The organism is Rhodanobacter thiooxydans (genome assembly GCF_021545845.1).
GTDB lineage: Bacteria > Pseudomonadota > Gammaproteobacteria > Xanthomonadales > Rhodanobacteraceae > Rhodanobacter.
In genome coordinates, this window is sequence record NZ_CP088923.1 from 576,360 (window position 1) to 602,441 (window position 26,082).

18 protein-coding genes, 1 pseudogene and 1 CRISPR repeat array are annotated in these 26,082 nt (G+C 67.5%); of the genes and pseudogenes, 9 read left to right on the top strand and 10 right to left on the bottom strand.

Annotated elements, in window-relative coordinates; all coding sequences use genetic code 11:
* Positions 1–24: 24 nt before the first annotated feature.
* Together LRK53_RS02520 and LRK53_RS02525 are read right to left on the bottom strand one after the other, a co-directional pair.
* A complete protein-coding gene (locus LRK53_RS02520) occupies positions 25–960 on the bottom strand; it encodes a patatin-like phospholipase family protein (RefSeq protein ID WP_027491439.1) in 936 nt (311 codons plus the stop codon).
* Positions 961–971: 11 nt separating this feature from the next.
* Positions 972–1,955 (bottom strand): helix-turn-helix transcriptional regulator, encoded by a 984-nt coding sequence (locus LRK53_RS02525; protein WP_027491440.1) that lies wholly within the window; start codon positions 1,953–1,955, stop codon positions 972–974.
* A 151-nt stretch (positions 1,956–2,106) separates the two neighbouring features.
* Between LRK53_RS02525 and LRK53_RS02530 the strand changes: the two genes are divergently transcribed.
* Complete coding sequence (locus LRK53_RS02530; RefSeq protein WP_027491441.1) at positions 2,107–2,304, top strand: hypothetical protein; 198 nt, start codon at positions 2,107–2,109, stop codon at positions 2,302–2,304.
* Positions 2,305–2,403: 99 nt separating this feature from the next.
* Entirely contained in the window at positions 2,404–3,213 is an 810-nt protein-coding gene (locus LRK53_RS02535; RefSeq protein WP_027491442.1) for a DUF481 domain-containing protein, read from the top strand.
* A gap of 60 nt (positions 3,214–3,273) precedes the next feature.
* On the opposite strand, the gene LRK53_RS02540 is transcribed toward LRK53_RS02535, so the two are convergent.
* Complete coding sequence (locus tag LRK53_RS02540; RefSeq protein WP_027491443.1) at positions 3,274–3,945, bottom strand: DUF4097 family beta strand repeat-containing protein; 672 nt, start codon at positions 3,943–3,945, stop codon at positions 3,274–3,276.
* A gap of 149 nt (positions 3,946–4,094) precedes the next feature.
* Between LRK53_RS02540 and gpmA the strand changes: the two genes are divergently transcribed.
* Both gpmA and LRK53_RS02550 read left to right on the top strand, forming a co-directional pair.
* Positions 4,095–4,838, top strand: a complete 744-nt coding sequence (gpmA, locus tag LRK53_RS02545; protein WP_027491444.1) for a 2,3-diphosphoglycerate-dependent phosphoglycerate mutase — start codon at positions 4,095–4,097, stop codon at positions 4,836–4,838.
* Positions 4,839–5,006: 168 nt separating this feature from the next.
* Positions 5,007–5,555 (top strand): CcdC protein domain-containing protein, encoded by a 549-nt coding sequence (locus tag LRK53_RS02550; RefSeq protein WP_027491445.1) that lies wholly within the window; start codon positions 5,007–5,009, stop codon positions 5,553–5,555.
* Positions 5,556–5,594: 39 nt separating this feature from the next.
* Here the strand turns inward: LRK53_RS02550 and LRK53_RS02555 are convergent, their stop codons facing one another.
* The 4 genes and pseudogenes from LRK53_RS02555 to LRK53_RS02570 form a co-directional block, all read right to left on the bottom strand.
* Positions 5,595–6,899, bottom strand: coding sequence for an amidohydrolase (locus LRK53_RS02555; protein ID WP_027491446.1), 1,305 nt, complete (start codon positions 6,897–6,899; stop codon positions 5,595–5,597).
* Between the two features lie 309 nt (positions 6,900–7,208).
* Positions 7,209–7,505: pseudogene (locus tag LRK53_RS19315) on the bottom strand (EAL domain-containing protein); the annotation flags it as partial.
* A 155-nt stretch (positions 7,506–7,660) separates the two neighbouring features.
* Positions 7,661–8,779: a cell division protein ZapE gene (gene zapE, locus LRK53_RS02565; protein WP_027491447.1), complete on the bottom strand. Its 1,119-nt coding sequence runs from the start codon at positions 8,777–8,779 to the stop codon at positions 7,661–7,663.
* 33 nt (positions 8,780–8,812) lie between these two features.
* Positions 8,813–9,502, bottom strand: a complete 690-nt coding sequence (locus LRK53_RS02570) for an alpha/beta hydrolase (protein ID WP_027491448.1) — start codon at positions 9,500–9,502, stop codon at positions 8,813–8,815.
* A gap of 48 nt (positions 9,503–9,550) precedes the next feature.
* Between LRK53_RS02570 and LRK53_RS02575 the strand changes: the two genes are divergently transcribed.
* On the top strand, positions 9,551–10,144 hold the full coding sequence (locus tag LRK53_RS02575) for an acyl carrier protein phosphodiesterase (RefSeq protein WP_027491449.1): 594 nt from the start codon (positions 9,551–9,553) through the stop codon (positions 10,142–10,144).
* A gap of 190 nt (positions 10,145–10,334) precedes the next feature.
* Here LRK53_RS02575 and LRK53_RS02580 read toward each other — a convergent pair whose 3' ends face one another.
* Entirely contained in the window at positions 10,335–10,856 is a 522-nt protein-coding gene (locus tag LRK53_RS02580) for a c-type cytochrome (RefSeq protein WP_027491450.1), read from the bottom strand.
* Between the two features lie 468 nt (positions 10,857–11,324).
* On the opposite strand from LRK53_RS02580, the gene LRK53_RS02585 reads away from it, so the two are divergent.
* The 4 genes from LRK53_RS02585 (at position 11,325) to LRK53_RS02600 (ending at position 19,799) form a co-directional block, all read left to right on the top strand.
* A complete protein-coding gene (locus LRK53_RS02585; protein WP_027491451.1) occupies positions 11,325–12,575 on the top strand; it encodes an efflux RND transporter periplasmic adaptor subunit in 1,251 nt (416 codons plus the stop codon).
* A gap of 96 nt (positions 12,576–12,671) precedes the next feature.
* Positions 12,672–12,860, top strand: a complete 189-nt coding sequence (locus tag LRK53_RS02590) for a hypothetical protein (protein WP_235642477.1) — start codon at positions 12,672–12,674, stop codon at positions 12,858–12,860.
* Between the two features lie 27 nt (positions 12,861–12,887).
* On the top strand, positions 12,888–16,127 hold the full coding sequence (locus LRK53_RS02595) for an efflux RND transporter permease subunit (RefSeq protein ID WP_027491695.1): 3,240 nt from the start codon (positions 12,888–12,890) through the stop codon (positions 16,125–16,127).
* A 534-nt stretch (positions 16,128–16,661) separates the two neighbouring features.
* Entirely contained in the window at positions 16,662–19,799 is a 3,138-nt protein-coding gene (locus LRK53_RS02600; RefSeq protein WP_027491652.1) for an efflux RND transporter permease subunit, read from the top strand.
* Between the two features lie 193 nt (positions 19,800–19,992).
* A CRISPR array of direct repeats spans positions 19,993–24,342; the repeat unit is 28 nt; unit sequence TTTCTGAGCTGCCTGCGCGGCAGCGAAC.
* A 129-nt stretch (positions 24,343–24,471) separates the two neighbouring features.
* On the opposite strand, the gene cas6f is transcribed toward LRK53_RS02600, so the two are convergent.
* Entirely contained in the window at positions 24,472–25,038 is a 567-nt protein-coding gene (gene cas6f, locus LRK53_RS02605; RefSeq protein ID WP_027491653.1) for a type I-F CRISPR-associated endoribonuclease Cas6/Csy4, read from the bottom strand.
* Positions 25,039–25,042: 4 nt separating this feature from the next.
* On the bottom strand, positions 25,043–26,068 hold the full coding sequence (gene csy3 / locus LRK53_RS02610) for a type I-F CRISPR-associated protein Csy3 (protein ID WP_027491654.1): 1,026 nt from the start codon (positions 26,066–26,068) through the stop codon (positions 25,043–25,045).
* Positions 26,069–26,082: the final 14 nt, after the last annotated feature.

A 26,082-nucleotide genomic window follows, 5' to 3' on the forward strand; every position in this document is an offset into this window, starting at 1 on the left:
GGGCCGCGCTATGGAGCGACGGGCTCAGGCCTGGCGTTGCGGCGTGCCGGCGCGCGGCCAGTTCGCCAGCGCCGCGCGCGCCTCGGCGCGGCCCAGTTCGATCAGTTCGCGCGCACGGTAGAACTCGTAGGCCAGTGCCATGTTGTGCGGCAGCTGGATCAGCAGGTCGGGCGCATATGCGGCCAGGCGCAGACGCGACAGGTTGGCCTGCATCAGGTCCATCGCCTGGGTCAGCAGCTCCAGCGTGCCCGGCTCGCGCGGACGGCTTTCGCCGCGCGGGATCATCCGGCTGATGAACTCACCGATGCGCTGGCGGTAGCCTTCTTCCGCAGGGTGCGCCTGGATCGGCGGTTCCGGCGGTGTGGCGGCCACTGCCGGGCCGTCCACGCTGACCGCGATCAGGTAGTCGGCGGTTTCGCGGATCAGCGGGGTCACCGGCACTGGGTTGAGCAGGGCGCCGTCGACCAGCCGGCGGCCGTCGATGAGATGTGGGCGGAACACGGTGGGGATCGCGAACGAGGCGCGGATCGCGTCGAACAGGCCACCGCTGGTCAGCCACACCTCGCGGCCACGCTCGATGTCGGTGGCCACCGCGGTGAACGCCAGCGGCAGTTCCTCGATCTGCGCGTCGCCGACCAGCCCGCGCATGGTCTCGATGATTTTCTCTCCCTTGATCAGGCCGCCGCCGGAGAACGTCCAGTCGACCAGCCGCAGCACGTCGAGCTTGGCCAGCGCGCAGACCCAGTCGCGATACACGTCGAGCTTGCCCGCCGCGTGGATGCCGCCGATCAGCGCGCCCATCGAGCTGCCGGCGATCGCCACGATCGCGTAGCCCTGCGCCTCGATTTCCTCGATCACGCCGATGTGCGCCAGCCCTTTCGCGCCGCCGGCGCCGAGCGCCAGCGCCACGGTCGGCTTGCGTGCCGCCGGCGCGCTGCCGCCGGCATCGGCGGCGGTCATCGGCTCGCCCTTCAACGCGGTGCCTGCTGGTAACCGCCCAGCGCCAGTTGCAGCAGGATCTTCATCTCCTCGCGCAGCGACAGCGGCGCCACGATTTCCGCGTCCGGGCCGTACTTGAGCACGTCCATCAGCAGTTCCTTCGAGTTGGAGTACGGCAGCTTCAGCTCGTAGCGGCCATCCGGCAGCCACTCGCCCTTCTGCTGCGAATGCCAGTGCTCGTCGGCGACCCAGCGCGCGGCATGTTGCGAGAAGCGGATCGTCGCCCACGCCTTCGGCTTGCCGGCGAAGATGCCGTAGCTGGAAGCGAGCAATTCATTGAGCTCGGCGTCGGCCACGTCGGTGGCGGGCGTGTCCAGCGCCTGCGCGTCGGCGATGCGGTCGACCGCGAAGCTGCGCAATGCCTGGCGGTCGTGGTCCCACACGTCGAGGTACCAGTTGTCGCGGTAGTGGGTCAGCCGCTGCGGCGACACCGTGCGCCGGCTGTCTGCGTTGGTGGTGCGTGCGCGGTAGCGGAAGCGCAGCTGCCGGCGCTCCAGCACCGCGCCGGCGACGATGCGGAACACTTGCTGGTCGAGCTTGCGCTCGCCCCACGGGATCACCCGGATCCGCTCGATCGGCAGCGTCTTGCCGTTGTCGTGGCTGGACAGCAGGCCCTCGATGCGCGACTTGAACGGCGCCAGCGCGCCGGCCAGCACGCCGGGGCCGGAACGGCCGATCAGCTCGTTCAGGGCCAGCAGCGCGGCCAGCTCGTCGGAGGTCAGCCACAACCCGGGCAACTCGAACTTCTCGCCCTCGCCGGCTTCGTAGCGGAACGCGGCCTGGTCGATGCCGGCGCTTTCCACCGGCGCGCCCAGCGCGTCGCGCAGGAAGGCCACGTCGCGGTACAGCGTGGCGCGCGAGCACTCCAGCTCGCCGAGCAGGCGCGACAGCGCAATCGGGTAGTGCGCCGACTTCAGCAGCCGGTGCAGGGTCAGTATGCGTTCGTAGCGATCCATGGGCGTCGGCATATCGTGGGAAAGAGGCCTTGTGTAGCATGGCGGCGGCCTGTGGCGGCCGCAAGTCGCCGCATCCGTCGCCGTCGACGCCCCTTGGGCGCCTCATGCCGCCCATCCGCGAACTGCCCCGGACGCTCTGCCTGCCACCGGCATGAACGGCGCGCAGCCGTCGGGTTACACCCGGATCCTGCTGCGGGTACTGGCGATCGGTGGCTACGGCCTGTGGATCCGGCTCGGCATGGCGCTGGGGATGGAGCGGAGCGGGCGCATGCGACATGCGGATGCCGCTGATCCTCGGCAGCGCGTCTACGAGACGGCGCTGGCCGGCGCGTTGCCGGCCAACGGCTGAGGCCGCTCGGATGACGCGGCGGCGCCGTTCATTGCAAATTCAAGCCGTCCCGATAAGGTAGCGGTCTTACTAATGTTTAACAAAAACGGATCACCCCCGATGAAAAAGACCTTGATTGCCGGCTTGCTGCTGGCTGCTTGCGCGAGCTTCACTGCCCAGGCCCAGGACGCCGACACCAACCCGGCCAACAACGGCGGCTGGAGCGGTTCGGGCGAGTTCGGCTTCGCCTCCTCCACCGGCAACTCGCGCTCGGAGAACATCAACGCCAAGCTCGGCCTCAGCCAGGAGAACGAGCAGTGGAAGAACAGTTTCTTCGTCGACGCGCTGCGCTCGAAGAGCCAGCAGACCATCGTGGACAGCAACGGCAACACTCTCAAGCAGTTCAACACCACCGCGAACCGCTATGACGGCGGCGCCTCGGTCGGTCTCAAGCTCGACCCGCGCAGCTACATCGTCGGCGCCGCCCGCTATGAGCACGATGATTTCGGCGCGAACCTGTGGCAGGGCATCGTCTCGCTCGGTTACGGCTATATCGCGCTGAAGGACGGGCGCAACGAGCTGTCGTTCGAAATCGGCCCCGGCTACAAGCGCTACCGTCCCGCCGACCTCGAGGTGGTGACCGGCGGTGTGGTGACGAAGGAGCGCCAGCCGACCGAGAGCGAGATGGTTGCCCGCGGCCTGACCAACTACAAGTACAAGCTCACCGAGAACACGGCATTCGAGGACACCTTCCTGATGGAAGCCGGTTCGAAGAACACCTACCTGCAGAACGACGCCGGCGTGGCGGTCAGCATGACCCGCAAGCTGGCGCTGAAGGTCGGCTTCCAGATACGCCACAACAGCGACGTGCTGCCGGGCACCAAGAAGACCGACACGCTGACCACCAGCAACCTGGTCTACAGCTTCTAAGCGGCAACCGACGCCGAAGATCGGCGCCATCGGTGCCGATTGCCTACGGAGCGCCAGCCCTTATGGCGTGGCCCCGCTGAACTTCTCCGCCGTGGCGCCCTTCACCGGGCCGATCTGCGCGCTGCCGCTGACCTTCAGCACCACCTCGCGGCGGAATTCCAGCGTGCCCTGCACCACCGCGTGCGGGCCGATCACGATCACCGGCTTGCGCTCGCTGCCCCAGCGGAACCAGCCGTTGTTCGGCTTGTCGACCAGGATGCCACGCTCGACGCGCGAGTCCGCGCCCACCGTGATGTCGCCGCTGACCGTGCCGATGCCGCCGGCGACGTGGGCGCCGTCCAGCACGATGGCGCCGTTGACGTTCTCGACCCGGCCGCCGACCTCGGCGCCGCGGGCCAGCTGGATGCGGCCGTTGACCGCGTTCACCTCGCCGCTGACCCGGCTGGCGCTGCCCAGGCTGATCGCGCCGTTGACCGTGCCCAGCTTGGTGGCCTGGGCCTTGTCGCCCAGCTCGACCTTGCCGTTGACGGTGCTGGCCTCGTGCACGCTGGCGCCGCCGGCGATATGCACCGCGCCGTTGACCGTGCTGACGTCGCCGACCTGTTGGCCGGCCTCGACCTGCACTGAACCGTTGACCTTGTCGATGTCGTTGTCGCGTGCGCTGGCCTGCGGCGGCAGGCCGAGGCCCAGCGCGAGCGCGGCGAGGATGAGGATCGTCGGGAATCGACGCATGGCGTTACTCCTGCAGGGAAATGGCCAGGCTAGGATGCGCCGCCGGCGCGCAGGGTTGCGCATGACCTGTGGCAGGGGGCGCATTTGACGCTGCCGGGGGCGGCCGGCACCATTGCAGCCTTGCATCTCATCGTTGGACGCCTCCTTCCATGCACAAGCTCGTTCTGATCCGCCACGGCCAATCGCAGTGGAACCTCGACAACCGCTTCAGCGGCTGGGCCGACGTCGACCTTACCGAGCAGGGCATGGCCGAGGCGCGCGAGGCCGGCCGCCTGCTGCGCGAGGACGGCTACCACTTCGACGTGGCGCACACCTCGGTGCTCAAGCGCGCGGTGCGCACGCTGTGGGGCGTGCAGGACGCGATGGACCTGATGTGGATTCCGGTGCTCACCGACTGGCGCCTCAACGAGCGCCACTACGGCGGCCTCACCGGCCTCAACAAGGCCGAGACCGCGGCGAAGTACGGCGAGGACCAGGTGAAGATCTGGCGCCGCAGCTACGACATCCCGCCGCCGCCGCTGGAGCGCGCCGCGAACGAATCGGTGCATGACCCGCGCTACGCGAAGCTCGACCCGAAGGACATCCCCGACACCGAATGCCTGAAGGACACCGTGGCCCGCGTGCTGCCGTACTGGCACGAGGTGCTGGCGCCGGCGATCAAGTCCGGCCAGCGCGTGCTGGTGGCCGCGCACGGCAATTCGCTGCGCGCGCTGGTGAAGTACCTGGACGGCATTTCCGACCAGGCGATCGTCGAGCTGAACATCCCCAATGGCGTGCCGCTGGTGTACGAGTTCGACGACGAACTGAAGCCGCTCAAGCGCTACTACCTCGGCGACGCCGAGGCGATCGCGGCGAAGATGGCCGCAGTGGCGAACCAGGGCAAGGCGAAGTAGGGCCCGTTGGGCCGGGATTCGGGACTGGGGATTCGGGATTTGGCAGAGCAAAAGCCGCCAGTAAGCGGTGCTTTCGTGCTTTTGCGAATCCCGAATCCCGGCCCTGTCAGTCGCCCGCGCAGGGCTGCCGCACTATCCTGACCACCGACCCATCCACCGGACTGCGCCATGCCCGCGCACCTGACCAACTACCTCGTGATGCTGCCGATCCTCGCCTGGATCGTATGGCGCCGCGTCAGCCGGCAGTTCGGCCGCCAGCCGATCCGGCGCAAGCGGATGATCTTGCGCGTCGCGCTGTTCGCATTCCTCGGCGGCATGCTCGCACTCAGCGGGTTCCACCACATGGCATTGGCCGAGGGCCTCGCCGGCGGCGTGTTGCTCGGCGGGGCGCTGGGCCTGCTCGGGCTGCGCCTGACCCGCTTCGAGACCGATCCGGTCAAGGGCGACTGCTACGTGCCGAACCCGTGGATCGGCGCGCTGCTCACCGCGCTGCTGCTGGGGCGGCTGGCTTGGCGGATGCTGGTGGTGTGGCCGTCAATGCAGCAGTCGGCGGCGGTCCCGACCGGCACGATGCCGCCGATGGGTTATGCCGCCAGCCCGCTGACCATGCTGGTGATCGGCCTGCTGGTGGGTTACTACCTCGTCTACTTCAGCGGCCTGCTGATCCACCACCGCCGCTTTCAGCGGGCACATCCGGGTCGCGACGTCGCGCTGTAGGCCGCGACGGCAGACTGGGCCGGCGCGGCGCGCCGCTCCTCAGGAGGCCGGCGCGTCGAGGTAATCCAGGCTGGCCTGCAGCATCGAGGCCATGCCGATCTTCAGCGCATCCTCGTCGAGGAAGAATTTCGGCGAGTGGTTGACCGGCGCCTTCGAGGCATCCTGACCGACTGGCGTGGCGCCGACGAAGAAATACACGCTCGGCACTTTCTGTGCGAAGTAGGCGAAGTCCTCCGAGGCCATCCACGGCTTCGCCTCGATCACGTGCTCAGCGCCGATCGCCGTGGCGATGCTGGCTTTTACCCTTGCGGCCAGCGCGGGGTCGTTGACCAGCACCGGGTTGCTCTCGCCGAGCGGGATCTGCGTCTCGACGGTGGCGCCATTCGCGGCGGCGAGGTGTTCGGCGATGCCCTTGAGGTTGTCGATCGCCTGCTGGCGCATGCCGGCGTCGAACGTGCGCAGCGTGCCTTGCAGTTCCACCTTGTCCGGCACGATGTTGTAGCGCGAGCCGCCGTCGACGATGCCGAAGCTGAGCACCGCCGGCAGCGTGCCGATGTCCAGCTTGCGGCTGACGATGGTCTGCGCGGTGCTGATGATCTCGGCGGCGGTGACGATCGGATCGACCCCGTTCCACGGCATCGCGCCGTGGGTCTGGCGGCCGTGCACCACCAGGCGGAACCAGTCCGAGCCGGCCATCGTCGGCCCCGACCGCACCGCCACCGTGCCCACGTTGAGTGCGCTGACCACGTGCATGCCGAACATCGCGTCGGGTTTGAAATCGCGCAGCAAGCCCTGCTTGAGCATCAGCGCGGCGCCACCCTCCTCGCCGGCCGGTGCGCCTTCCTCGGCTGGCTGGAACACGAACAGCACCGAGCCGTGCAGCCGATGCTTCATGCCGCTCAGTGCCTGCGCCATGCCCAGCAGCATCGCGGTATGCGCGTCGTGGCCGCAGGCGTGCATCACCCCGACGGTCTTGCCGCGGTACTCGCCCTTCGCCTTCGAGGCGAACGGCAGGTTCACTTCCTCGGTCACCGGCAGCGCGTCCATGTCGGCACGGAGCGCCAGCCGTGGCCCAGGCAGGTCGCCTTTGAGCAGGCCGACCACGCCGGTGTGCGCGATGCCGGTGTGTACCTCCAGCCCCAGCCGCTTCAGTTCCCGCGCGACCAGCGCCGAGGTGCGTACCTCGCGGTTGCTAAGTTCCGGATGCTGGTGGATGTCGTGCCGCCATGCGATGGTCTGTGGCAGTGCCTGCTGCGCCAACGCCTGTGCGGCGGAGGCGTCGGCGGCGTGCGATGGTGCCATGGCGGCAGCGGCCAGGACCAGGGCGAGGGCGGTGCGGTACATGGGCGTCTCCGGGGCGGGGAAAGCCGATGGTAGCGCGCCGCCACCATGCCCGCTCGGCGCGAGCACCGCGTGGCGCTGGCCGGGGCTGCGATGCTTCAGTCGCGCAGGTGATCCGCCGGCTGCGCTGGCGCAGCGGATGCATGCCGGCCAGCCAGCCGGCCACGTCCGCCGCCGGCAGCGGACGGGCGATGCGGAAGCCCGGTACTTCGTCGCAGGCCATGTCGCGCACGGCGGCCAGCACGCGCCCGGTTCCACCCCTTCCATCACCACGCGGAAACCCAGCTCGTGGGCCAGCGCCACCATCGAGCGCACCACCGCCGCGTCGTGCCGGCTGGTGTCGAGTCCGCACACCAGCGACTTGTCGATCTTCAGGCAGCTGGCCGGCATCTGGCGCAATGCGTCGAGGTTGCTGTAGCCGATGCCGAAGTCGTCGATGGCGATGCTCACGCCGGCCTCGCGCAGCGCGGCCAGGTGGCAGCGAGTGGCGTCGCTGTGGTGCATCGCGGTGCCCTCGGTGAACGCCAGCTCCAGCAGCTCCAGCGGCACCGTATGCCACCGCGCGGTCGCGCCCAGGCGCGCCTCCAGCGCGGCATGCGCGGCGTTCATTACCCGCCGCACAGCTCGCGCGCCTCAACCCGGAGCAGGCCTACGCCGGGCTGCAGGGTGAGCGGCACGCCGAGGCAGTCGATCGGCTCGCGCAGCGGGGCCAGCCGCCGCGGGCTACTGCGGCACTGGCGAAGGAGCGACGCGCCGATGGCCGATCACTCGGGCCGGTGTTCCAGCGCCAGGTATTCCTCGCTCTGCATCTCGATCAGGCGCGACTCGGTACGGCCGAACTCGGCGCGCAGGCGTTCGCCGTCGTACAGCTCGGTGATCGGCGCGGCGGCGGACAGCACCAGCTTGACGTGGCGGTCGTAGAACTCGTCCACCAATTGCACGAAACGCTTGGCGGCGTCCTCGCTGTAGACGGTGAACTGCGGCACGTTGGCCACGATCACCGCCGGCACTGCCCTGGCCAACGCAATGTAGTCGGCTACCGCGCGTGGCCCTTCGCACAGCGCGGCGAACTCGAACCAGGCGATGTCGTCGGCGCGCTTGACGAACGGAATCTCGCGGCCGTTGATGTGCGCGCTGCCGTGCTCCTGCACGTTGCCGCGGGCCTGGCCGGCGAAGATGCGCTCCAGCGCGCGGTGTGCCTCGGCGCCGGGCGGGGTGAGGTAGACCGGCGCGCGGGTCAGCGCACGCAGGCGCCAGTCGTGCGAGGAGGCCATCTCGACCACATGGCAGTGCCGTTCGATCAGCGCGATCGCGGGCAGGAAGCGCGCGCGCTGCAGGCCGCCCTGGTACAGGTCGGCCGGCGCGGTGTTGGAGGTGGTGACCAGGCTCACGCCGCGCGCGAACAGCGCGTCGAGCAGGCCCGAGAGGATCATCGCATCGCCGATGTCGTTGACCAGGAACTCGTCCAGGCACAGCACGCGGCAGCGCGCGGCGAGGCCGGCGGCCACCTCGACCAGCGGGTTCTGCTGCTCGCCCAGCATGCGCAGGTGCGCGTGCACCTCGCCCATGAAGCGGTGGAAGTGCCGGCGCAGCGCCACGCCGTGCGGCAGGCTGGCAGCGAACAGGTCCATCAGGAAGGTCTTGCCGCGGCCCACCGTGCCCCACAGGTACAAGCCCGGCACGGCCTCCGGCGGCTCGTTGCCGAGCAGCGATTTCAGCCGGCCGAGCAGGCCATTGCCGTTCGCCGGTTCGATGCACAGCGCCGCATGCATGCGGTCGAATTCCGGCAACAGCGCCAACTGGGTCGGGTCGGACTCCCAGCGGTGCGCGGCGACGCCTTCGAGATAGCGCGCACTGGGCGCAGGCGAGGGGGTTTCACTCATCGAGCGGACGGGTCTTCGGAGGGGTGGCCGGCGTCAGGCATGCCGCTTCGGCGGCAGCCAGCCCTGCACCGCATGCTTGATCGCGCCGCGCAGGTCCATCAGCCGGCGGTGGAAGAAGTGGCTGGTCTCGGGCATGCGCACCAGCTCGGGCCGATGCGCCAGCGTTTCGACCCAGTCGAATACCGCCTGCGGTTCGACGATCTCGTCGGCCTCGCCCTGCACGATCAGCCACGGGCAGCTCGGCAAGGCGATCACGTCGAATGGCCAGCGCCCGACCGGCGGCGCAACGCTGACCAGCGCGTCGGCGTGCAGGCGCACCGCGTTGGCGATGCTCACGTAGCTGCCGAACGAGAAGCCGGCCAGCCACAAGGCGTCGTGCGGGCGCATGCGGCGTACCCAGGCGACCACCGCGGCCAGGTCCTCGCCCTCGCCTTGGCCCTTGTCGTATTCGCCGTGCGAACCGCCGGCGCCGCGGAAGTTGAAGCGCACGGTGTCCAGCCCGGATTCGCGCAGCGCGCGCTCGACCATCGTCACCACCTTGTTGTGCATGCTGCCGCCCTCGATGGTGAGCGGGTGACAGATCACCGCCACGCCGCGGCGCGCGCAGGCCGCTTCGGCGACGTCGCTGATCGCCTCCAGCTTGCCGGCCGGGCCGTCGAGCGTGAAACTGGCGGCGATATCCGGAAAGCCGGCAGGTGCGGTGGAGAGCTCGGTGGGAGTCATGCAGGTGATGATAACCGTCGGACGCGCCGGCTGCCGCGGACGCCGCGAATGAACCACCTGGCCCACGCACTGCTGGCCGGCGATGACGAGGCCCTGCGGCTGGGCGGATTGCTGGGCGATTTCGTGCACGGCCCGGCGAACGCGGCGCCGTTGCCGCCGCGGGTAATTGTTGGCATCCGCCTACACCGCGCGATCGACGTTTATACCGACGCCCACCCTGAAGTACTCGCCGCGCGGACGCTGCTGCCCGCGCCGTATCGCCGCTACGCCGGCATCCTGCTGGACATGTGGTTCGACCACTGCCTGGCGCGGGATTTCCCGCAGTGGAGCGCGCAGCCGCTGGCGGAATACTCCGCCGCGCTGCGCGCGCTGCTGTGGCGGCAGGACGCGCTGCTGCCGCCGGCGCTGCGGCGCTTCCGCGGCTACATGGAGACGCATGGTCTGCCGGCAACGTACACCGACGACGCCATGCTGGGCGAAGCGCTGGGCGGCATCGGCCAGCGCCTGCGCCGCGCCAACCCGCTGGCCTCGGCGCTGCCGGTGCTGCAGCAGCGGGAGGCGCAACTGCAGCAGCGCTTCGAAGCATTCTTCCCGGAATTGCGGGAGTTCGCGCGGGAGTGGGTCGAGGCGCACCTGGAGTGAGCTTGGCCTCCCTTCCCTGCGAAGCGGGAGGAAAACGAGAATGCCGCCCGGAGGCGGCTTTGGTTTTTGCTTTGGTGGAGCGCGGGCGGAGCCACGTACCCTCTCCCCAGCCCTCTCCCGAGGGGAGAGGGGGCCAACGAAAACGCCGCCCGAAGGCGGCGTTTGAAGAAAGCTTGTTGGATCAGGCCAATTACTTCGCCTGATCGGCCAGCCAGTGCACGGCGTTGGTCACCTGTTCGGTGGTGAGCGCCGGGTTGCCGCCCTTGGGTGGCATGAAGTTGCCGTCCGGGCCGTGGTAGCCGTCGGTCGCGTGCTTGACCAGGGTGTCGATGCCTTGCGCCAGACGCGGACCCCACATGCCCTTGTCGCCGGTCTTCGGCGCGCCGGCGACGCCGGTGGCGTGGCAGCTGGTGCACAGGTGGTCGTAGATCGCCTTGCCGTCGGTGGTGCCGCCATAGGCAACCTGCGAAGCGGCGGCCTTGGCGGCGGCATCCGCGGCCACCTGCATGGCGGCGCGACCGGTGTTGCCGGCGTAGACGGCGCCGTCCGGCGCGAGCCGCGCGCTGACGCGGGCCGGCTGTTTCGGGTTGGTTTCCTTCGGCTCGTGGTCGTGGATCGCCAGCGCCGCGAGGATCAGCACCACGGTCAGCACGACCAGGCCGCCGATCATGATCGAAAACTGACGCAACACGCTCTGGTCGGATTTGCTCATGGAACCGCTCACGCACGTACTCCTGTCAGAGGGCAGGACGGAACGCCGCGATGGCTGCCCGGCCTGCCTGAATAGGCTGTTGCTGTCGTGCCGGCCGGGAAGTGCGCCCCGGTGCGGCTCGCCGCGAGTGGGTCCGCGGCGCGAATCACGCTTGCCGCCCGACACGATAGGGGTCGGGCAGGCAACAAGCACCGATTATAAACGAAGCGCGCGACAAGTTTCAGGTGGCCGTGGCGCCCCCGCCGGCGGCGCCCTGGGGCCTGCGGATGGCCGCGCGGCGGGCGTTGCCCCTGCCATCGGTCATGCCGCACCCCTGTCAACCGGCATTGTCCAAGGTCGTTGAACTGCCCCTATGCTTCGCTCACCCTGATGCGTGCCGGCAGGGCCCGGCGCGCATCCGTCGTTTCGCCATCGCTTGCTGCACAGCCGTGCGCCGGTGGGCCGCACCGTCCAGTCCAGGAGTTTTACATGTCGCGTTTTTGGAAGATCGCGTTGATCGTCGTTGCGGTGGTCGTGGTGGCGGCGGTGGGCTTCCGGCTGCTGCACAAGCCCGCTCCCGCCGGCGCCGCCTCGACGCAGGCGGCAAGCAAGAACAAGGGCGGCAAGGACGGCAAGGACGAAACGCCGCCGGTGCCGGTCACCGTGGTGCCGGTGGTCAAGCAGAACGTGCCGGTCTACCTGACCGCCCTGGGCACGGTGCAGGCGCTCAACACGGTGACCGTGAACCCGCAGGTGGGCGGCCAGCTGCTCAGCCTGCATTTCAGCGAGGGCCAGCCGGTGAAGAAGGGCCAGCTGCTGGCGCAGATCGACCCGCGCATCTACCAGGCCGCCTACGACCAGGCGGTGGCGCGCCAGCGCCAGGACCAGGCCCTGGCGGCCACCGCGAAAAGCAACCTGACGCGCAGCCGGGACCTGGCCGCCAAGGGCTACATCTCCAAGCAGGACCTGGACACCCTGCGCAACACCGCCGCCCAGTACGAAGCCGCCGTCGCCGCCGATGCGGCCAACGTGCGCGACACCCAGGTACAGCTGAACTACACCCGCGTGCTGTCGCCGATCGACAGCCTCGCCGGTATCCGCGCGGTCGACCCGGGCAACGTGGTCACCACCTCCAGCGCGATCGTCACGCTGACCCAGCTGCACCCGATCAATGTGATGTTCACCCTGCCCGAGCAGAACCTCGACATGGTGCGCCGCGCCGCCGCGAAAGACGGCGCCGCGCTGCAGGTGACCGCGCTGGACCGCACCGACGCGCACCCGATCGCCGATGGCGGCGTGCTCAAGGTGGTCGACAACCAGATCGACACCAGCACCGGCACGTTCCGCCTGAAGTCGGAGTTCCCGAACGCGAACAACGAATTGTGGCCCGGCCAGTTCGTCAACGTGCGCCTGCTGGTGAACACCGTCGACGGCGGCCTGGTGATTCCCGCGCAGGCGGTGCAGCGTGGGCCGGACGGCGACTACGTCTACCAGGTACAGGCCGACAGTACGGTGAAGATGCAGGCGGTGACGGTGGCCGGCGAGGTGGGCGACAGCCACGTGATGGTCGGCAGCGGCCTCAAGGCCGGCGACCGCGTGGTCACCGAGGGCCAGTTCCGGCTGAAGCCGGGCAGCAAGGTCAATGCGCTGAAACCGGGTGAAGTGCCGGCGGCACCGACCGCCGCCGAACTGGAGAAGGCCAAGCAGAACGCCAAGGGTGGCGGTCGCCGCCGCGGCTGAGCGGTTGTGATTTTTTCAACCGCTCAGGTCGGCCAGGGCAAGGGCATGGCGAGGGCATGGATGTCCGAGTTGAGGCAACGCAGGAGCGGTTGCCCGATGGCCGAACATGAAACAGTCACGCAAGTGACTGTTTCATGTGAGCGAGTCTGGGCGTGTACCGGACTCGCGATCGAAGAAAACCACAGGATGTGGTTTTCTTCACAAGCTCTGAGCGGCTGTGTGCCGGCCGGCAGCATGCACCGCGGCCGCGAACGGCTGGCGGTGCCCGGCCATGATCGCGGCTGAAACCGCACCAACACGTCACGGATAGCCATGGGATTCTCGACCCTCTTCATTCGCCGCCCGATCGCCACCTCGCTGCTGATGGTGGCGGTGCTGCTGCTCGGTATCCTCGGCTACCGCCAGCTGCCGGTGTCCGCCTTGCCGGAGATCGAGGCGCCCAGCCTGGTGGTCAGCACGCAGTACCCGGGCGCCAGCGCCAGCACCATGGCGGCGCTGATCACCACGCCGCTGGAGCGCAACCTGGGGCAGATCTCCGGGCTCACCATGATGAGCTCGGACTCCTCCGCCGGGCTGTCCACGATCATCCTGCAGTTCTCGATGGACCGCGACATCGACATCGCCGCGCAGGACGTGCAGGCGGCGATCAACCAGGCCAAGGGCACGCTGCCGGGCAATCTGCCGTATCCGCCGGTGTACAACCGGGTGAACCCGGCCGACGCGCCGATCCTCACCTTGAAGCTCACCTCCGACAGCCGCCAGCTGCGCGAGGTGAACGACCTGGCCGACTCGATCATCGCGCAGAAGCTGTCGCAGGTGCAGGGCGTGGGCCTGGTCTCGATCGCCGGCAACGTGCGCCCGGCGGTGCGCGTGCAGGTGAACCCGGCGCAGCTGTCCAACCTCGGCCTGACCATGGAGGACGTGCGCAGCGCGCTGACCCAGGCCAACGTCAACGCACCCAAGGGCACGCTGAACGGCAAGACGCAGAGCTACTCGATCGGCACCAACGACCAACTGAGCGACGCGGCCGAGTACAAGAACACCATCATCAGCTACAAGAACAACTCGCCGGTGCGGCTGTCCGACGTGGCGAACGTGGTCGATGGCGTGGAGAACGACCAGCTTGCCGCATGGGCCAACGGCCAGCCGGCGGTGCTGCTGGACGTGCGCCGCCAGCCCGGCGCCAACATCGTGCAGACGGTGGAGCAGATCCGCCGCGTGCTGCCCGAGCTGCGCAGCGCGCTGCCGGCCGACGTGCACCTGGACGTGTTCGCCGACCGCACGGTGACCATCCGCGCCTCGGTGCGCGACGTCGAGTTCACCCTGATCCTCACCGTGTTCCTGGTGATCGGCGTGATCTTCGTGTTCCTGCGCCGGCTGTGGGCCACCATCATCCCGTCGGTGGCGGTGCCGCTGTCGCTGATGGGCACGTTCGGCGTGATGGCGTTCACCGGCATGTCGCTGGACAACCTCTCGCTGATGGCGCTGACCGTGGCCACTGGCTTCGTGGTGGACGACGCGATCGTGATGATCGAGAACATCGTGCGCTACATCGAGCAGGGCAAGGACGGCAAGGAGGCGGCCGAGGTCGGCGCGAAGGAGATCGGCTTCACCGTGCTGTCGCTGACCGTGTCGCTGGTGGCGGTGTTCCTGCCGCTGCTGTTGATGCCCGGCGTCACCGGTCGGCTGTTCCACGAGTTCGCCTGGGTGCTGACCATCGCGGTGACCATCTCGATGCTGGTGTCGCTGACGCTGACGCCGATGATGTGCGCCTACCTGCTCAAGCCCGACCAGTTGCCGGAGGGCGACGACGCGCACGAACGCCACGCCGCGGCCGGCAAGCGCACGGTGTGGTCGCGCACGGTCAGCCTGTATGAGCGCTCGCTGGACTGGGTGCTCGATCACCAGCGGCTGACCATGCTGGTCGCCGGCGCGGCGGTGGTACTCACCGTGTTCCTGTACATCGTGATCCCCAAGGGCCTGCTGCCCGAGCAGGACACCGGTCTGATCACCGGCGTGGTGCAGGCCGACGACAATATCGCCTTTCCGCAGATGGAAGACCGCACCAAGGCGGTTGCCGAGGCGCTGCGCAAGGATCCCGCGGTGGCTGGCGTGGCCGCCTTCATCGGCGCCGGCACCATCAACCCCACGCTCAACCAGGGCCAGCTCTCGATCGTGCTGAAGGACCGCGGCGACCGCGACGGCCTGGACGAACTGCTGCCGCGGCTGCAGCACGCGGTGGCCGGCATTCCCGGCGTGGCGCTGTACCTGAAGCCGGTGCAGGACGTGACCCTGGACAGCCGCGTGGCCGCCACCGAGTACCAGTACTCGCTGTCCGCGGTGAAGTCGTCGGAGCTGGCCGGCTACGCCAACCAGATGACCCAGGCGATGCGCCAGCGGCCGGAGCTGGCCGACGTGGACAACAACCTGGCCGACAACGGCAACGCGCTCAAGCTCACCATCGACCGCGAGAAGGCCAGCCGCCTAGGCGTGCCGGTGCAGACCATCGACGACACCCTGTACGACGCCTTCGGCCAGCGCCAGATCTCCACCATCTTCACCCAGCTCAACCAGTACCGCGTAGTGCTGGAGGTGGCGCCGGAGTTCCGCACCAGCGACGACCTGCTGACCAAGCTCACCGTGCGCGGCAACGGCAATGGCGCGCTCACCGGCAGCACCGCGACCAGCTTCGGCCAGCTGAAGTCGAGCAACTCGGCCACGCCCTCGGGTATCGGCAACACCGGCAACATCGGCTTCGAGATCGGCGCCGGCGGCAGCATCCCGCTGTCCTCGCTGGTCAGTGCGCAGATGACCAGCGCGCCGCTGGTGGTCAGCCACCAGCAGCAGCTGCCGGCGGTGACGCTGGCGTTCAACGTGGCGCCGGGCTACTCGTTGTCCGACGCGGTGGCGGCGATCCATCAGGTCGAGGCGCAGCTGAACTTTCCGCCGCAGATCCGCGGCGAGTTCGTCGGCAAGGCCGCTGAGTTCGCCTCCTCGCTGGGCGATGAAGTGCTGCTGCTGCTGGCCGCGATCATCGTGATCTACATCGTGCTGGGCGTGCTGTACGAGAGCTATATCCACCCGCTGACGATCATCTCCACGCTGCCGCCGGCCGGCGTCGGCGCGCTGCTCGCGCTGATCCTGTGCGGCATGAGCCTGTCGGTGGACGGCATCGTCGGCATCGTGCTGCTGATCGGCATCGTGAAGAAGAACGCGATCATGATGATCGACTTCGCGATCGAGGCGCGCCGCACTGGGCTCGATGCGCGCGACGCGATCCGCCGCGCCTGCCTGCTGCGCTTCCGCCCGATCATGATGACCACCGCCGCGGCCATGCTCGGCGCGCTGCCGCTGGCGCTGGGCAATGGCATCGGCGCCGAGCTGCGCCGGCCATTGGGCGTATCGATCGTCGGCGGCCTGCTGCTGTCGCAGCTGGTCACGCTGTACACCACGCCGGTGATCTACCTGTATATGGAGCGTTTCTCCGACTGGCTGGCCGAGCGCCGCGAGCGGCGTGCGCTGGCCCACGCCCAGGTCAGCCGCGCGGCGTGATTCCGCCGCGGTGTTCTGCTCCCTCCCCTGCTTGCAGGGGAGGGCCGGGGTGGGGTCGCTCTTCATCGCGAGATCAAAAGCACCCCCTCCCGACCTCCCCCTGCTGCGCAGAGGGAGGAGTTGCTTTGCGCGCGGACGTCCAGCTCTCTCCCCTGCTCGCAGGGGAGGGCCGGGGTGGGGTTGCTCTTCATCGCGAGATCAAAAGCACCCCCTCCCGACCTCCCCCTGCTGCGCAGAGGGAGGAGTTGCTTTGCGCGCGGACGTCCAGCTCCCTCTCCTGCTTGCAGGGGAGGGCCGGGGTGGGGTCGCTCTTCATCGCGAGATCAAAAGCACCCCCTCCCGACCTCCCCCTGCTGCGCAGAGGGAGGAGTTGCTTTGCGCGCGGACGTCCAGCTCCCTCCCCTGCTCGCAGGGGAGGGTTGGGGTGGGGTTGCTCTTCGCGCAGCCTCGCGATCAACCTTTCCGCGGCCCGGACGTTGAGAGTGGGATGATTTGTCCCCCGCACCCTCGTCCGTTTCCGTCCGCGTTGACTCCATGAACCTCTCCGGCACCTTTATCCGTCGCCCGATCGGCACCTCGCTGCTGGCGATCGGCCTGTTCGTGGCCGGCACGATCTGCTACTTCCTGCTCGGCGTGGCGGCGCTGCCGAACATGCAGTTCCCGGCGATCTTCGTGCAGGCCAGTCAGGCCGGCGCGGACGCCAGCACCATGGCGTCGACCGTGGCTGCGCCGCTGGAACGGCACCTGGGCCAGGTGCCCGGCATCGAGACCATGCGCTCGTCCAGCTCCGAGGGGCGCAGCTTCGTCTTCATGCTGTTCCGCACCGGCACCGACCTGGATGCCGCCGCACGCGACGTGCAGGCCGCGATCAATGCGGCCGCGCCGGACCTGCCCAGCGGCTTGAGCGCCGCGCCGAGCTACCAGAAGGCGAACCCGAACGATGACCCGATCATCGCCCTGGCGCTGACCTCGGACACGCAGTCGGCGGCCGACCTGTACAACCTGTCCGACACCCTACTGGCGCAGCGGCTGCGCCAGCTGCCCGGGGTGTCCTCGGTGGAGATCGCCGGCGCGGCCACGCCGGCGATCCGCGTCGACGTGAACCTGCGCGCACTGAACGCGATGGGGCTGTCGCCCGACCAGCTGCGCAACGCGCTGGGCGCGGCCAACGTGACTTCGCCCGAAGGCTTCCTGTCCAACGGCGCCAGCACCATGGCGATCAGCGCCACCGCCCAGTTGCACAGCGCGGAGGACTTCGCCCAGCTGGTCATCGCCAGCCGCAACGGCACGCCGGTGCGGCTGTCCGACGTGGCCAGGGTCTACGCCGGCCAGCAGGACGCCTACCAGGCGGCCTGGTTCCACGGCAAGCCGGCCGTGCTGATGTACGTCTACAAGAAGGCCGACGCGAACATCATCGCCACCGTCGACCTGGTCAAGGAGCAGCTGCCGGCGCTGCGCAGCTACCTGCCGCCGGCTACCGCGCTGACCCCGTTCTTCGACGGCACGCCGACCATCCGCGCCTCGCTGCACGAGGTGCAGGCCACGCTGCTGATCTCGCTGGCGATGGTGGTGCTGGTGATGGCGCTGTTCCTGCGCCGGCTGGCGCCCACCCTGATCGCCGCGGTGGCCGTGCCGCTGTCGCTGGCCGGCGCATTCGTGGTGATGTATGTGCTCGGCTACACGCTGAACAACCTCACCCTGCTGGCGCTGGTGATCGCGATCGGCTTCGTGGTGGACGACGCGATCGTGGTGATCGAGAACGTCATCCGCCACCTCGACGCGGGCATGTCGCGGCTGCAGGCCACCCTGGCCGGCGCGCGCGAGATCGGCTTCACCATCGTCTCGATCACCGCCTCGCTGATCGCGGTGTTCATTCCGCTGCTGTTCGCCGGCGGCATCACCGGCATGTTCATGCACGAGTTCTCGGTGACCCTGGTGGCGGCGATCGTGGTCTCGGCGCTGGTCTCGCTGACCCTGACGCCGGCGCTGTGCGGGCGCTTCCTCGGTGGCCATGCGGCGAAGGAGCAGGCGCCACCGTCGCGGCTCGCCCGCGCGCTGGACGGTTTCCATGCCGGCATGCTGCGCATCTACACCCGTGCGCTGGATTTTTCGCTGCGTCACGCGCTGGCGTTCTCGCTGACCCCGCTGGCGCTGATCGTGGCCACCTTCTACCTGTTCGGCGTGGTCAAGGCCGGTCTGTTTCCCGCGCAGGACACCGGCCTGATCTGGGGCCGCGCCAGCTCCAGCGCCACCGTCTCGTTCGCCGAAAGCCGGCAGCGGCTGGAACGGCTCACCGCGATGCTGATGGCCGACCCCGACGTCGCCACCGTGGGCTCGCGCCTGGGCAGCAGCCGGCAGGGCACCAGCGGCTCGTTCAACATCGACCTGAAGACCCGCGCCGACGGTCGCCATGACGACACCTTCGCGGTGCTCGCGCGGCTCAGCGCCAAGGCGGCCAACTATCCGGATCTCAACCTGCGCCTGCGCCCGGTGCAGGACCTGCCCAGCGGCGGCGGTGGCGGCACCAGCCAGGGCGCGCAGTACCGGGTCTCGCTGCAGGGCAACGACCTGGCCAGCCTGCAGCAGTGGCTGCCGAAACTGCAGGCCGAGCTGAAGAAGAACCCCAAGCTGCGTGACGTCGGCACCGACGTCGACGAGGCCGGCCTGCGCCAGAACATCGTGATCGACCGCGACAAGGCCGCACGGCTCGGCGTGTCGATCGGCAGCATCGACGGCGCGCTGTACGACGCCTTCGGCCAGCGCCAGGTGTCCACCATCTACTCGGACATCAACCAGTATCAGGTGGTGGTCAACGCGCTGCCCGCGCAGACCGCCACGCCCGAAGCACTCAACCGCATCTACGTGCGCTCCAGCAGTGGCCGCATGATCCCGATCACCGCGTTCGCCAAGCAGCAGCCGGGGCTGGCGCCCTCGCAGATCACCCACGAAAACCAGTACACCACGATGGATCTCAGCTTCAACCTCGCGCCGGACGTGAGCATGGGCGAGGCGATGGCGGTGATCCAGGCCACCGTGCAGAACATGCGCATGCCCGGCGACATCCGGGTGCAGATGGGCAACGACTTCCGCCGCTTCCAGCAGTCGCAGAGCGGCATGGGCTGGCTGATTCTCGCCGCCGTGATCACCGTCTACATCGTGCTCGGCATGCTGTACGAGAACCTGATCCATCCCGTCACCATCCTGTCCACCCTGCCGGCCGCCGGCGTCGGCGCGCTGCTGGCGCTGTGGCTGACCGGCACCGAGCTGTCGGTGGTGGCGCAGATCGCGCTGGTGCTGCTGATCGGCATCGTCAAGAAGAATGCGATCATGATGATCGACTTCGCCCTGGTCGCCCAGCGCGAACACGGCAAGAGTCCGCTGGAAGCAGCGCGCGAGGCGTGCACCGTGCGCTTCCGCCCGATCATGATGACCACCATGGTCGCCATCCTCGCCGCCCTGCCGATCGCCATCGGTCTCGGCGAAGGCAGCGAACTGCGCCGCCCGCTCGGCATCGCCCTGATCGGCGGCCTGCTGATCTCGCAGAGCCTCACCTTGCTCAGCACCCCGGCGCTGTACGTGATCTTCTCGTGCGTGGCCGAACGCAGAAGGGCGTGGTGGATGCGGCGGCAAGGGCGCAAGGCGGCACGGCGGAGGCAGTTGGCTGGGGCGTAGTTCCACTTGTCGCGAATGCAGCAAACGGATGCGACACCCATTTCATCAATCGTTTGCTGCTGAAACCCGTAAAAATTCCGCCCCCTCGGGTACCCCTAAGAGGATCGCTCTCCGGGGTCAACCATACACAATGACCACGTTTTCCGTCCGTGCGGTAGCGAGCATGGGCGGTTGCTTGTCTCACGTTCACGCTTTTCTGAGCTGCCTGCGCGGCAGCGAACTTGCGGCATGGCGATTATGTGCGGCATGTCGATTTCTGAGCTGCCTGCGCGGCAGCGAACTGTTTCAGCCGGCGATCCCTTCGTTTCGGCTTTTTCTGAGCTGCCTGCGCGGCAGCGAACCAGCGCAGGGTTTCGAGCTTTCGCGGGTGACGTTTCTGAGCTGCCTGCGCGGCAGCGAACCCGACCCAGCTTGACGTGGACGTGGGCTACTCTTTCTGAGCTGCCTGCGCGGCAGCGAACGATGACTGGCGCCAGCGCGCCGGCCTGAACTGTTTCTGAGCTGCCTGCGCGGCAGCGAACATGTAGGCGAGCACGTCGGCGCGCAGCAGTACTTTCTGAGCTGCCTGCGCGGCAGCGAACGAAGGTTTGGGCTCTCGTCTCGTTCCTGATCTTTTCTGAGCTGCCTGCGCGGCAGCGAACCTGCACCACGCGCTGGCTGGGCACGTCGGCCTTTTCTGAGCTGCCTGCGCGGCAGCGAACATGCCAATCCCCACCTCCACCGCGCCGGACAATTTCTGAGCTGCCTGCGCGGCAGCGAACGCGATGCTCGAAGCGCACAACCCGTTCCCCGAATTTCTGAGCTGCCTGCGCGGCAGCGAACGCCGATGGAAGCGGGTGCTGGGTAGGCAGAGATTTCTGAGCTGCCTGCGCGGCAGCGAACAACCAGAGCGTCGAATACCCCGGCTTCTACAATTTCTGAGCTGCCTGCGCGGCAGCGAACGGAAGGGTTCTTGCCGATGACAACTTTCACCTTTTCTGAGCTGCCTGCGCGGCAGCGAACAAGAATTGGCACCGCGAGGGCGCCGCCTACATTTTCTGAGCTGCCTGCGCGGCAGCGAACCAGCTCGTCGAGCAGCTCCGGGTGGCCGGTCATTTCTGAGCTGCCTGCGCGGCAGCGAACGAGCCCCAGCGCGGCCTTGGCCAACGCCCATCTTTCTGAGCTGCCTGCGCGGCAGCGAACTGCCCCTGCTGCAACCGAACCTTCTCCCAGCTTTTCTGAGCTGCCTGCGCGGCAGCGAACAAACCCGCCGTCGGCGGTCCCGCGCGCGTGCTTTTCTGAGCTGCCTGCGCGGCAGCGAACAAGGCGCAGCGCCTGGCTGGTCAGCTCGACATTTTCTGAGCTGCCTGCGCGGCAGCGAACGGTCGTACATCGCCATCAGTTTGGCGTTCTGCTTTCTGAGCTGCCTGCGCGGCAGCGAACATTCCGTTGTCGTCCGGCAGCAATGTGCCGGTTTTCTGAGCTGCCTGCGCGGCAGCGAACCGCATCAAGGCCGGCGTGGCGGATCTGCGCATTTTCTGAGCTGCCTGCGCGGCAGCGAACGCGGTCGGTGCCGCGCAGGGTGGCCTCCATCATTTCTGAGCTGCCTGCGCGGCAGCGAACGTCTGCATCGGTTCGCGCGGGTCGGTGCCCTTTTTCTGAGCTGCCTGCGCGGCAGCGAACATCACGCCGCTGCGCCGAGTGGCAACGATGAGATTTCTGAGCTGCCTGCGCGGCAGCGAACTTCGCTTGCCGGATGTTGACGCCGCTCACCATTTTCTGAGCTGCCTGCGCGGCAGCGAACCGATGCGCACGACGCCGCTGCCGGGGTCGACCTTTCTGAGCTGCCTGCGCGGCAGCGAACTCGGCCAAGGTCATCGCCCACGTCGACGGCATTTTCTGAGCTGCCTGCGCGGCAGCGAACGACAAGCCTGGCGCCCGCGAGCTGGCCCAGGTTTTCTGAGCTGCCTGCGCGGCAGCGAACCTGGGCGCTACGAGGTGTTGCAGGAGGTCGGTTTTCTGAGCTGCCTGCGCGGCAGCGAACATTCGCCTGATCGCCGCGCTCAAGGCGGGCCATTTCTGAGCTGCCTGCGCGGCAGCGAACGCCGTTACCCACCACGCACGCCTCGAACGTCATTTCTGAGCTGCCTGCGCGGCAGCGAACCGTAGGTTGCCCACGGGTATCCGCATGGGTGCTTTCTGAGCTGCCTGCGCGGCAGCGAACGTCGAGGATGGATGCGCCCTCGACTGCTTCCTTTTCTGAGCTGCCTGCGCGGCAGCGAACATCCACATCCACCGCCTGCGCTGGTTGGGCGATTTCTGAGCTGCCTGCGCGGCAGCGAACTGTACGCCAGCGCGGAGACGGCGAAGTCTGCGTTTCTGAGCTGCCTGCGCGGCAGCGAACTCGGCATCGCACAGGTCGGCATCGCACAGGTTTTTCTGAGCTGCCTGCGCGGCAGCGAACGTACTGGTGACCGCAGCCGGCACGCTGGTCACTTTCTGAGCTGCCTGCGCGGCAGCGAACGAGCTGGCAGCTGGACGGCGACACGGCGGTGCTTTCTGAGCTGCCTGCGCGGCAGCGAACAAGGTGCGCGTACCGCTGTGGATGCGTTGTATTTTCTGAGCTGCCTGCGCGGCAGCGAACGGGAAGCGGTCGTCGGCCAGGTGCTGCTGCGTTTTCTGAGCTGCCTGCGCGGCAGCGAACCGCCACCTGCTGATCGTGCTGGCGTGCGTGCTTTTCTGAGCTGCCTGCGCGGCAGCGAACGTGAAACACGCGCTCTAGGGAGCGCTTGAACTTTTCTGAGCTGCCTGCGCGGCAGCGAACGATGCGCCGGATCATCGTGTCGGACAGTGCTCTTTCTGAGCTGCCTGCGCGGCAGCGAACTCGCGCCAGCTCGTCGTCACCTCCGACACCGATTTCTGAGCTGCCTGCGCGGCAGCGAACCGCGTCACCATCCGCTGGCGTGCCGGCATCAATTTCTGAGCTGCCTGCGCGGCAGCGAACTTCTCGCGCATGTGAGTACGAATCCCCGCGAATTTCTGAGCTGCCTGCGCGGCAGCGAACGCTCGACGCGACGTTCTCCATTCGGCAGCAATTTTCTGAGCTGCCTGCGCGGCAGCGAACTAGTCGGTATTCAGCACCAGCGTCTTGGGCGTTTTCTGAGCTGCCTGCGCGGCAGCGAACCTCGACCTTGCGGCCGCGGCTGGCGGCGACGTTTTCTGAGCTGCCTGCGCGGCAGCGAACGCGACCATCGGCCTATGCAAGTGGCACCACCATTTCTGAGCTGCCTGCGCGGCAGCGAACTCGATCTGCTGGATTACGCCGATTTTTGGGACTTTCTGAGCTGCCTGCGCGGCAGCGAACGTCCACCTTAGCGCCGTTGTGCCGCACCTTCGTTTCTGAGCTGCCTGCGCGGCAGCGAACGCCTCACTCATGATCGCCGCCACGTTGATGATTTTCTGAGCTGCCTGCGCGGCAGCGAACACGGCGTTCAACAGCCCCCAGACCGTGCCCTTTTTCTGAGCTGCCTGCGCGGCAGCGAACTCGCAGTCGGCGATCATCTGGGCGATCAGCTTTTTCTGAGCTGCCTGCGCGGCAGCGAACCCGCCGATGACGCCGTGCAGATAGATGGTGGCTTTCTGAGCTGCCTGCGCGGCAGCGAACATCCAGCGCGAGGAGCCACGGCCCTTGTGCGTTTTCTGAGCTGCCTGCGCGGCAGCGAACAACGACCCATGCGGCCCGCTGGGTACCATCGTTTTCTGAGCTGCCTGCGCGGCAGCGAACAACCAGAGCGTCGAATACCCCGGTTTCTACAATTTCTGAGCTGCCTGCGCGGCAGCGAACGCGTTCGACTGGGAATCGTACCGGGGCAAGGCTTTCTGAGCTGCCTGCGCGGCAGCGAACTACCAGCAGACCGTCAGCAGCGCCAAGCAACTTTTCTGAGCTGCCTGCGCGGCAGCGAACGCCATGGACCGCTTCCGCGAGTGCGGCACGGTTTTCTGAGCTGCCTGCGCGGCAGCGAACGCGTGGTCGCAGGCGGGCGTGGCGACGGTACCTTTCTGAGCTGCCTGCGCGGCAGCGAACCTGCATCGCACGATTGAATGCGGTTCGATCGATTTCTGAGCTGCCTGCGCGGCAGCGAACGCCGCAAGCACCTGCGCATCGAGCTGGTCGACTTTCTGAGCTGCCTGCGCGGCAGCGAACGCACCATGGGCCTACCTTCCGGCGCACGGGTTTTTCTGAGCTGCCTGCGCGGCAGCGAACGCCTTGTCGAAACCGATGTTCTGCAGCCCCTCTTTCTGAGCTGCCTGCGCGGCAGCGAACGGCTGCATTGGTGAATATCTGGACACCAATCATTTCTGAGCTGCCTGCGCGGCAGCGAACCCCAGGCACAGGCCTAGGTCTTCGTTTTTGCATTTCTGAGCTGCCTGCGCGGCAGCGAACGGTGCGAAGTCGCCGCTGGCGACCTCGACGAATTTCTGAGCTGCCTGCGCGGCAGCGAACGTGATCATGAAGATGATCAGCAGAACCAGCATTTTCTGAGCTGCCTGCGCGGCAGCGAACGAGGCACTTATGTAGCTAAGTATTTAGCTAACCGCCGGTAAGTGCAAAAAAGAGGCCAGCTCCCCAATTGGAAAGCTGGCTTGTAAGTGTTTGAGTTTTAACGGGCGACTGATGCTGGTCAGAAAAGGGTCAAAACCACGGGATGGTGGTGGCTCCGCCAAAGCCGTAGCTGTTGAAGTTGCCGGGAGTGACTTGTGGCTGCAGTGGACCCATGGCGACGAAGAGGCAGAAGGGTTGCCCCGTACTGCGGCTGTGCAGGTGTACGTAGGGCAGCTTGGGGCGGCGTTCCATGCTGGCTGGAATGGCGGCCTGGGCCTGTTCTGCGGTCTCGCTCTTGCGATGCATGCGCCGGCGCCGCAGGCGCTCGGCACTAGTCTTGAACTGCTTGCGCTGCACGGTGCGGTGCGGTGCACCAGCAGGCGCGGCGGCGAGACTGTCGGTGCGGACGTGGTCGCGCATGCCTTTCAGCCAATCCGTGGCCAGCAGCTGTTGCAGGTCGGTTTCGCTGCCGTGCAGGCGTAACGTGGTGCCCAGTGTACGCGGGTTCAGACCGTAGCCGGGGAAGCTGATGCCGATGCCGTCGCGATGCTGGTGCACCAGGGCGATATGCAGGTGGTCGTACAACGCCCCGAGCAGTTGCGCGGGTCCGGATTCGGGGTCGGGGATGACCCGGATATCGATGTAGTGCGTGGTCATGGCGTCAGTTCGCTTCGCCGAACACGCCGCCACGGATGAGGGTGGCGATTACGAAATGCTGCTGGTCGGGCTCGGGTGCCTTGTCCTTGATGATCCAGTTGTCGAGAAGGTTGTAGAAGTCAGTCTTTTCCCTGGGCTGACGATATGCCTTGCCCTGGGTGGTGACCGAGCCGTAGGGCTCGATGGCGATGGGGCCGTTCGCGGCCGCTTCGGGATACCAGGTGTCGATGGTGCGCAGGGCGTTGCCGATCTTCTGCGAGTGGATGGCGGCTACGTCATCGACGTCGTACAGCGTTTTGCTCTTGTCGCCACGACCGCGGTCCAGGATCAGTTCCTGCGAGGGGAACACCTCCTGTCCGGCGCCGATGCGCACGAAGGCGGTGACCTGCAACAGCACATGGCTATTGCCGGCAAGGCCGTCGGCGATGAGCGCCGCCAGCTCGGACAGCGACTTGGCCTCTGCGGAAGGTGCCTTGAGGTCGAGCAGCGAATGGGCAAGTGCATCGAAGGTCCAACGGGTCTTTGCCTGTCCATTCTCGACATGGGCCACGGTTACCTCCACCTGTTCGGCGCCGATACGGTTGCGCCACAGGAAGCGGCCGTTGGCGAGGTTGGCGGCATAGCGATTGGCCAATTCGGCAAAGCCGTTCTGTTGGACGTAGCCGGCCACGGTGGCCAGCAGCTTCTGCCGGTAGGCGGCGTCGTTGCAGGCGGAGGGCTGGCCGGTGCCGGCCAGCACGCGCAGGGTGAACTGCACCTTCAGCGTGTCCGCATCGGCGGGCAGGGTGGCTACGTCCACGGTTTGCAGGTTGGGGTTCTGGATGTCGGCGTCCAGTTTGGCCGGGTCCGTTGCACCACCTTTCAGGCGGTTGGAGATGGTGCCGCGCACGGATTTTTCGCGCAGCGTGATCGGAGCCCAATTTTGCGACTCGCCGCGCGCGGCCCAGGTGCCGCCGGACAACAGGGCATCGGAAGGGTCGAGCTTGCGCTCGAAGGCGAGGACGGAAGCGGTCTTGATTTCATTGGCCATGATGGAATTCCTTG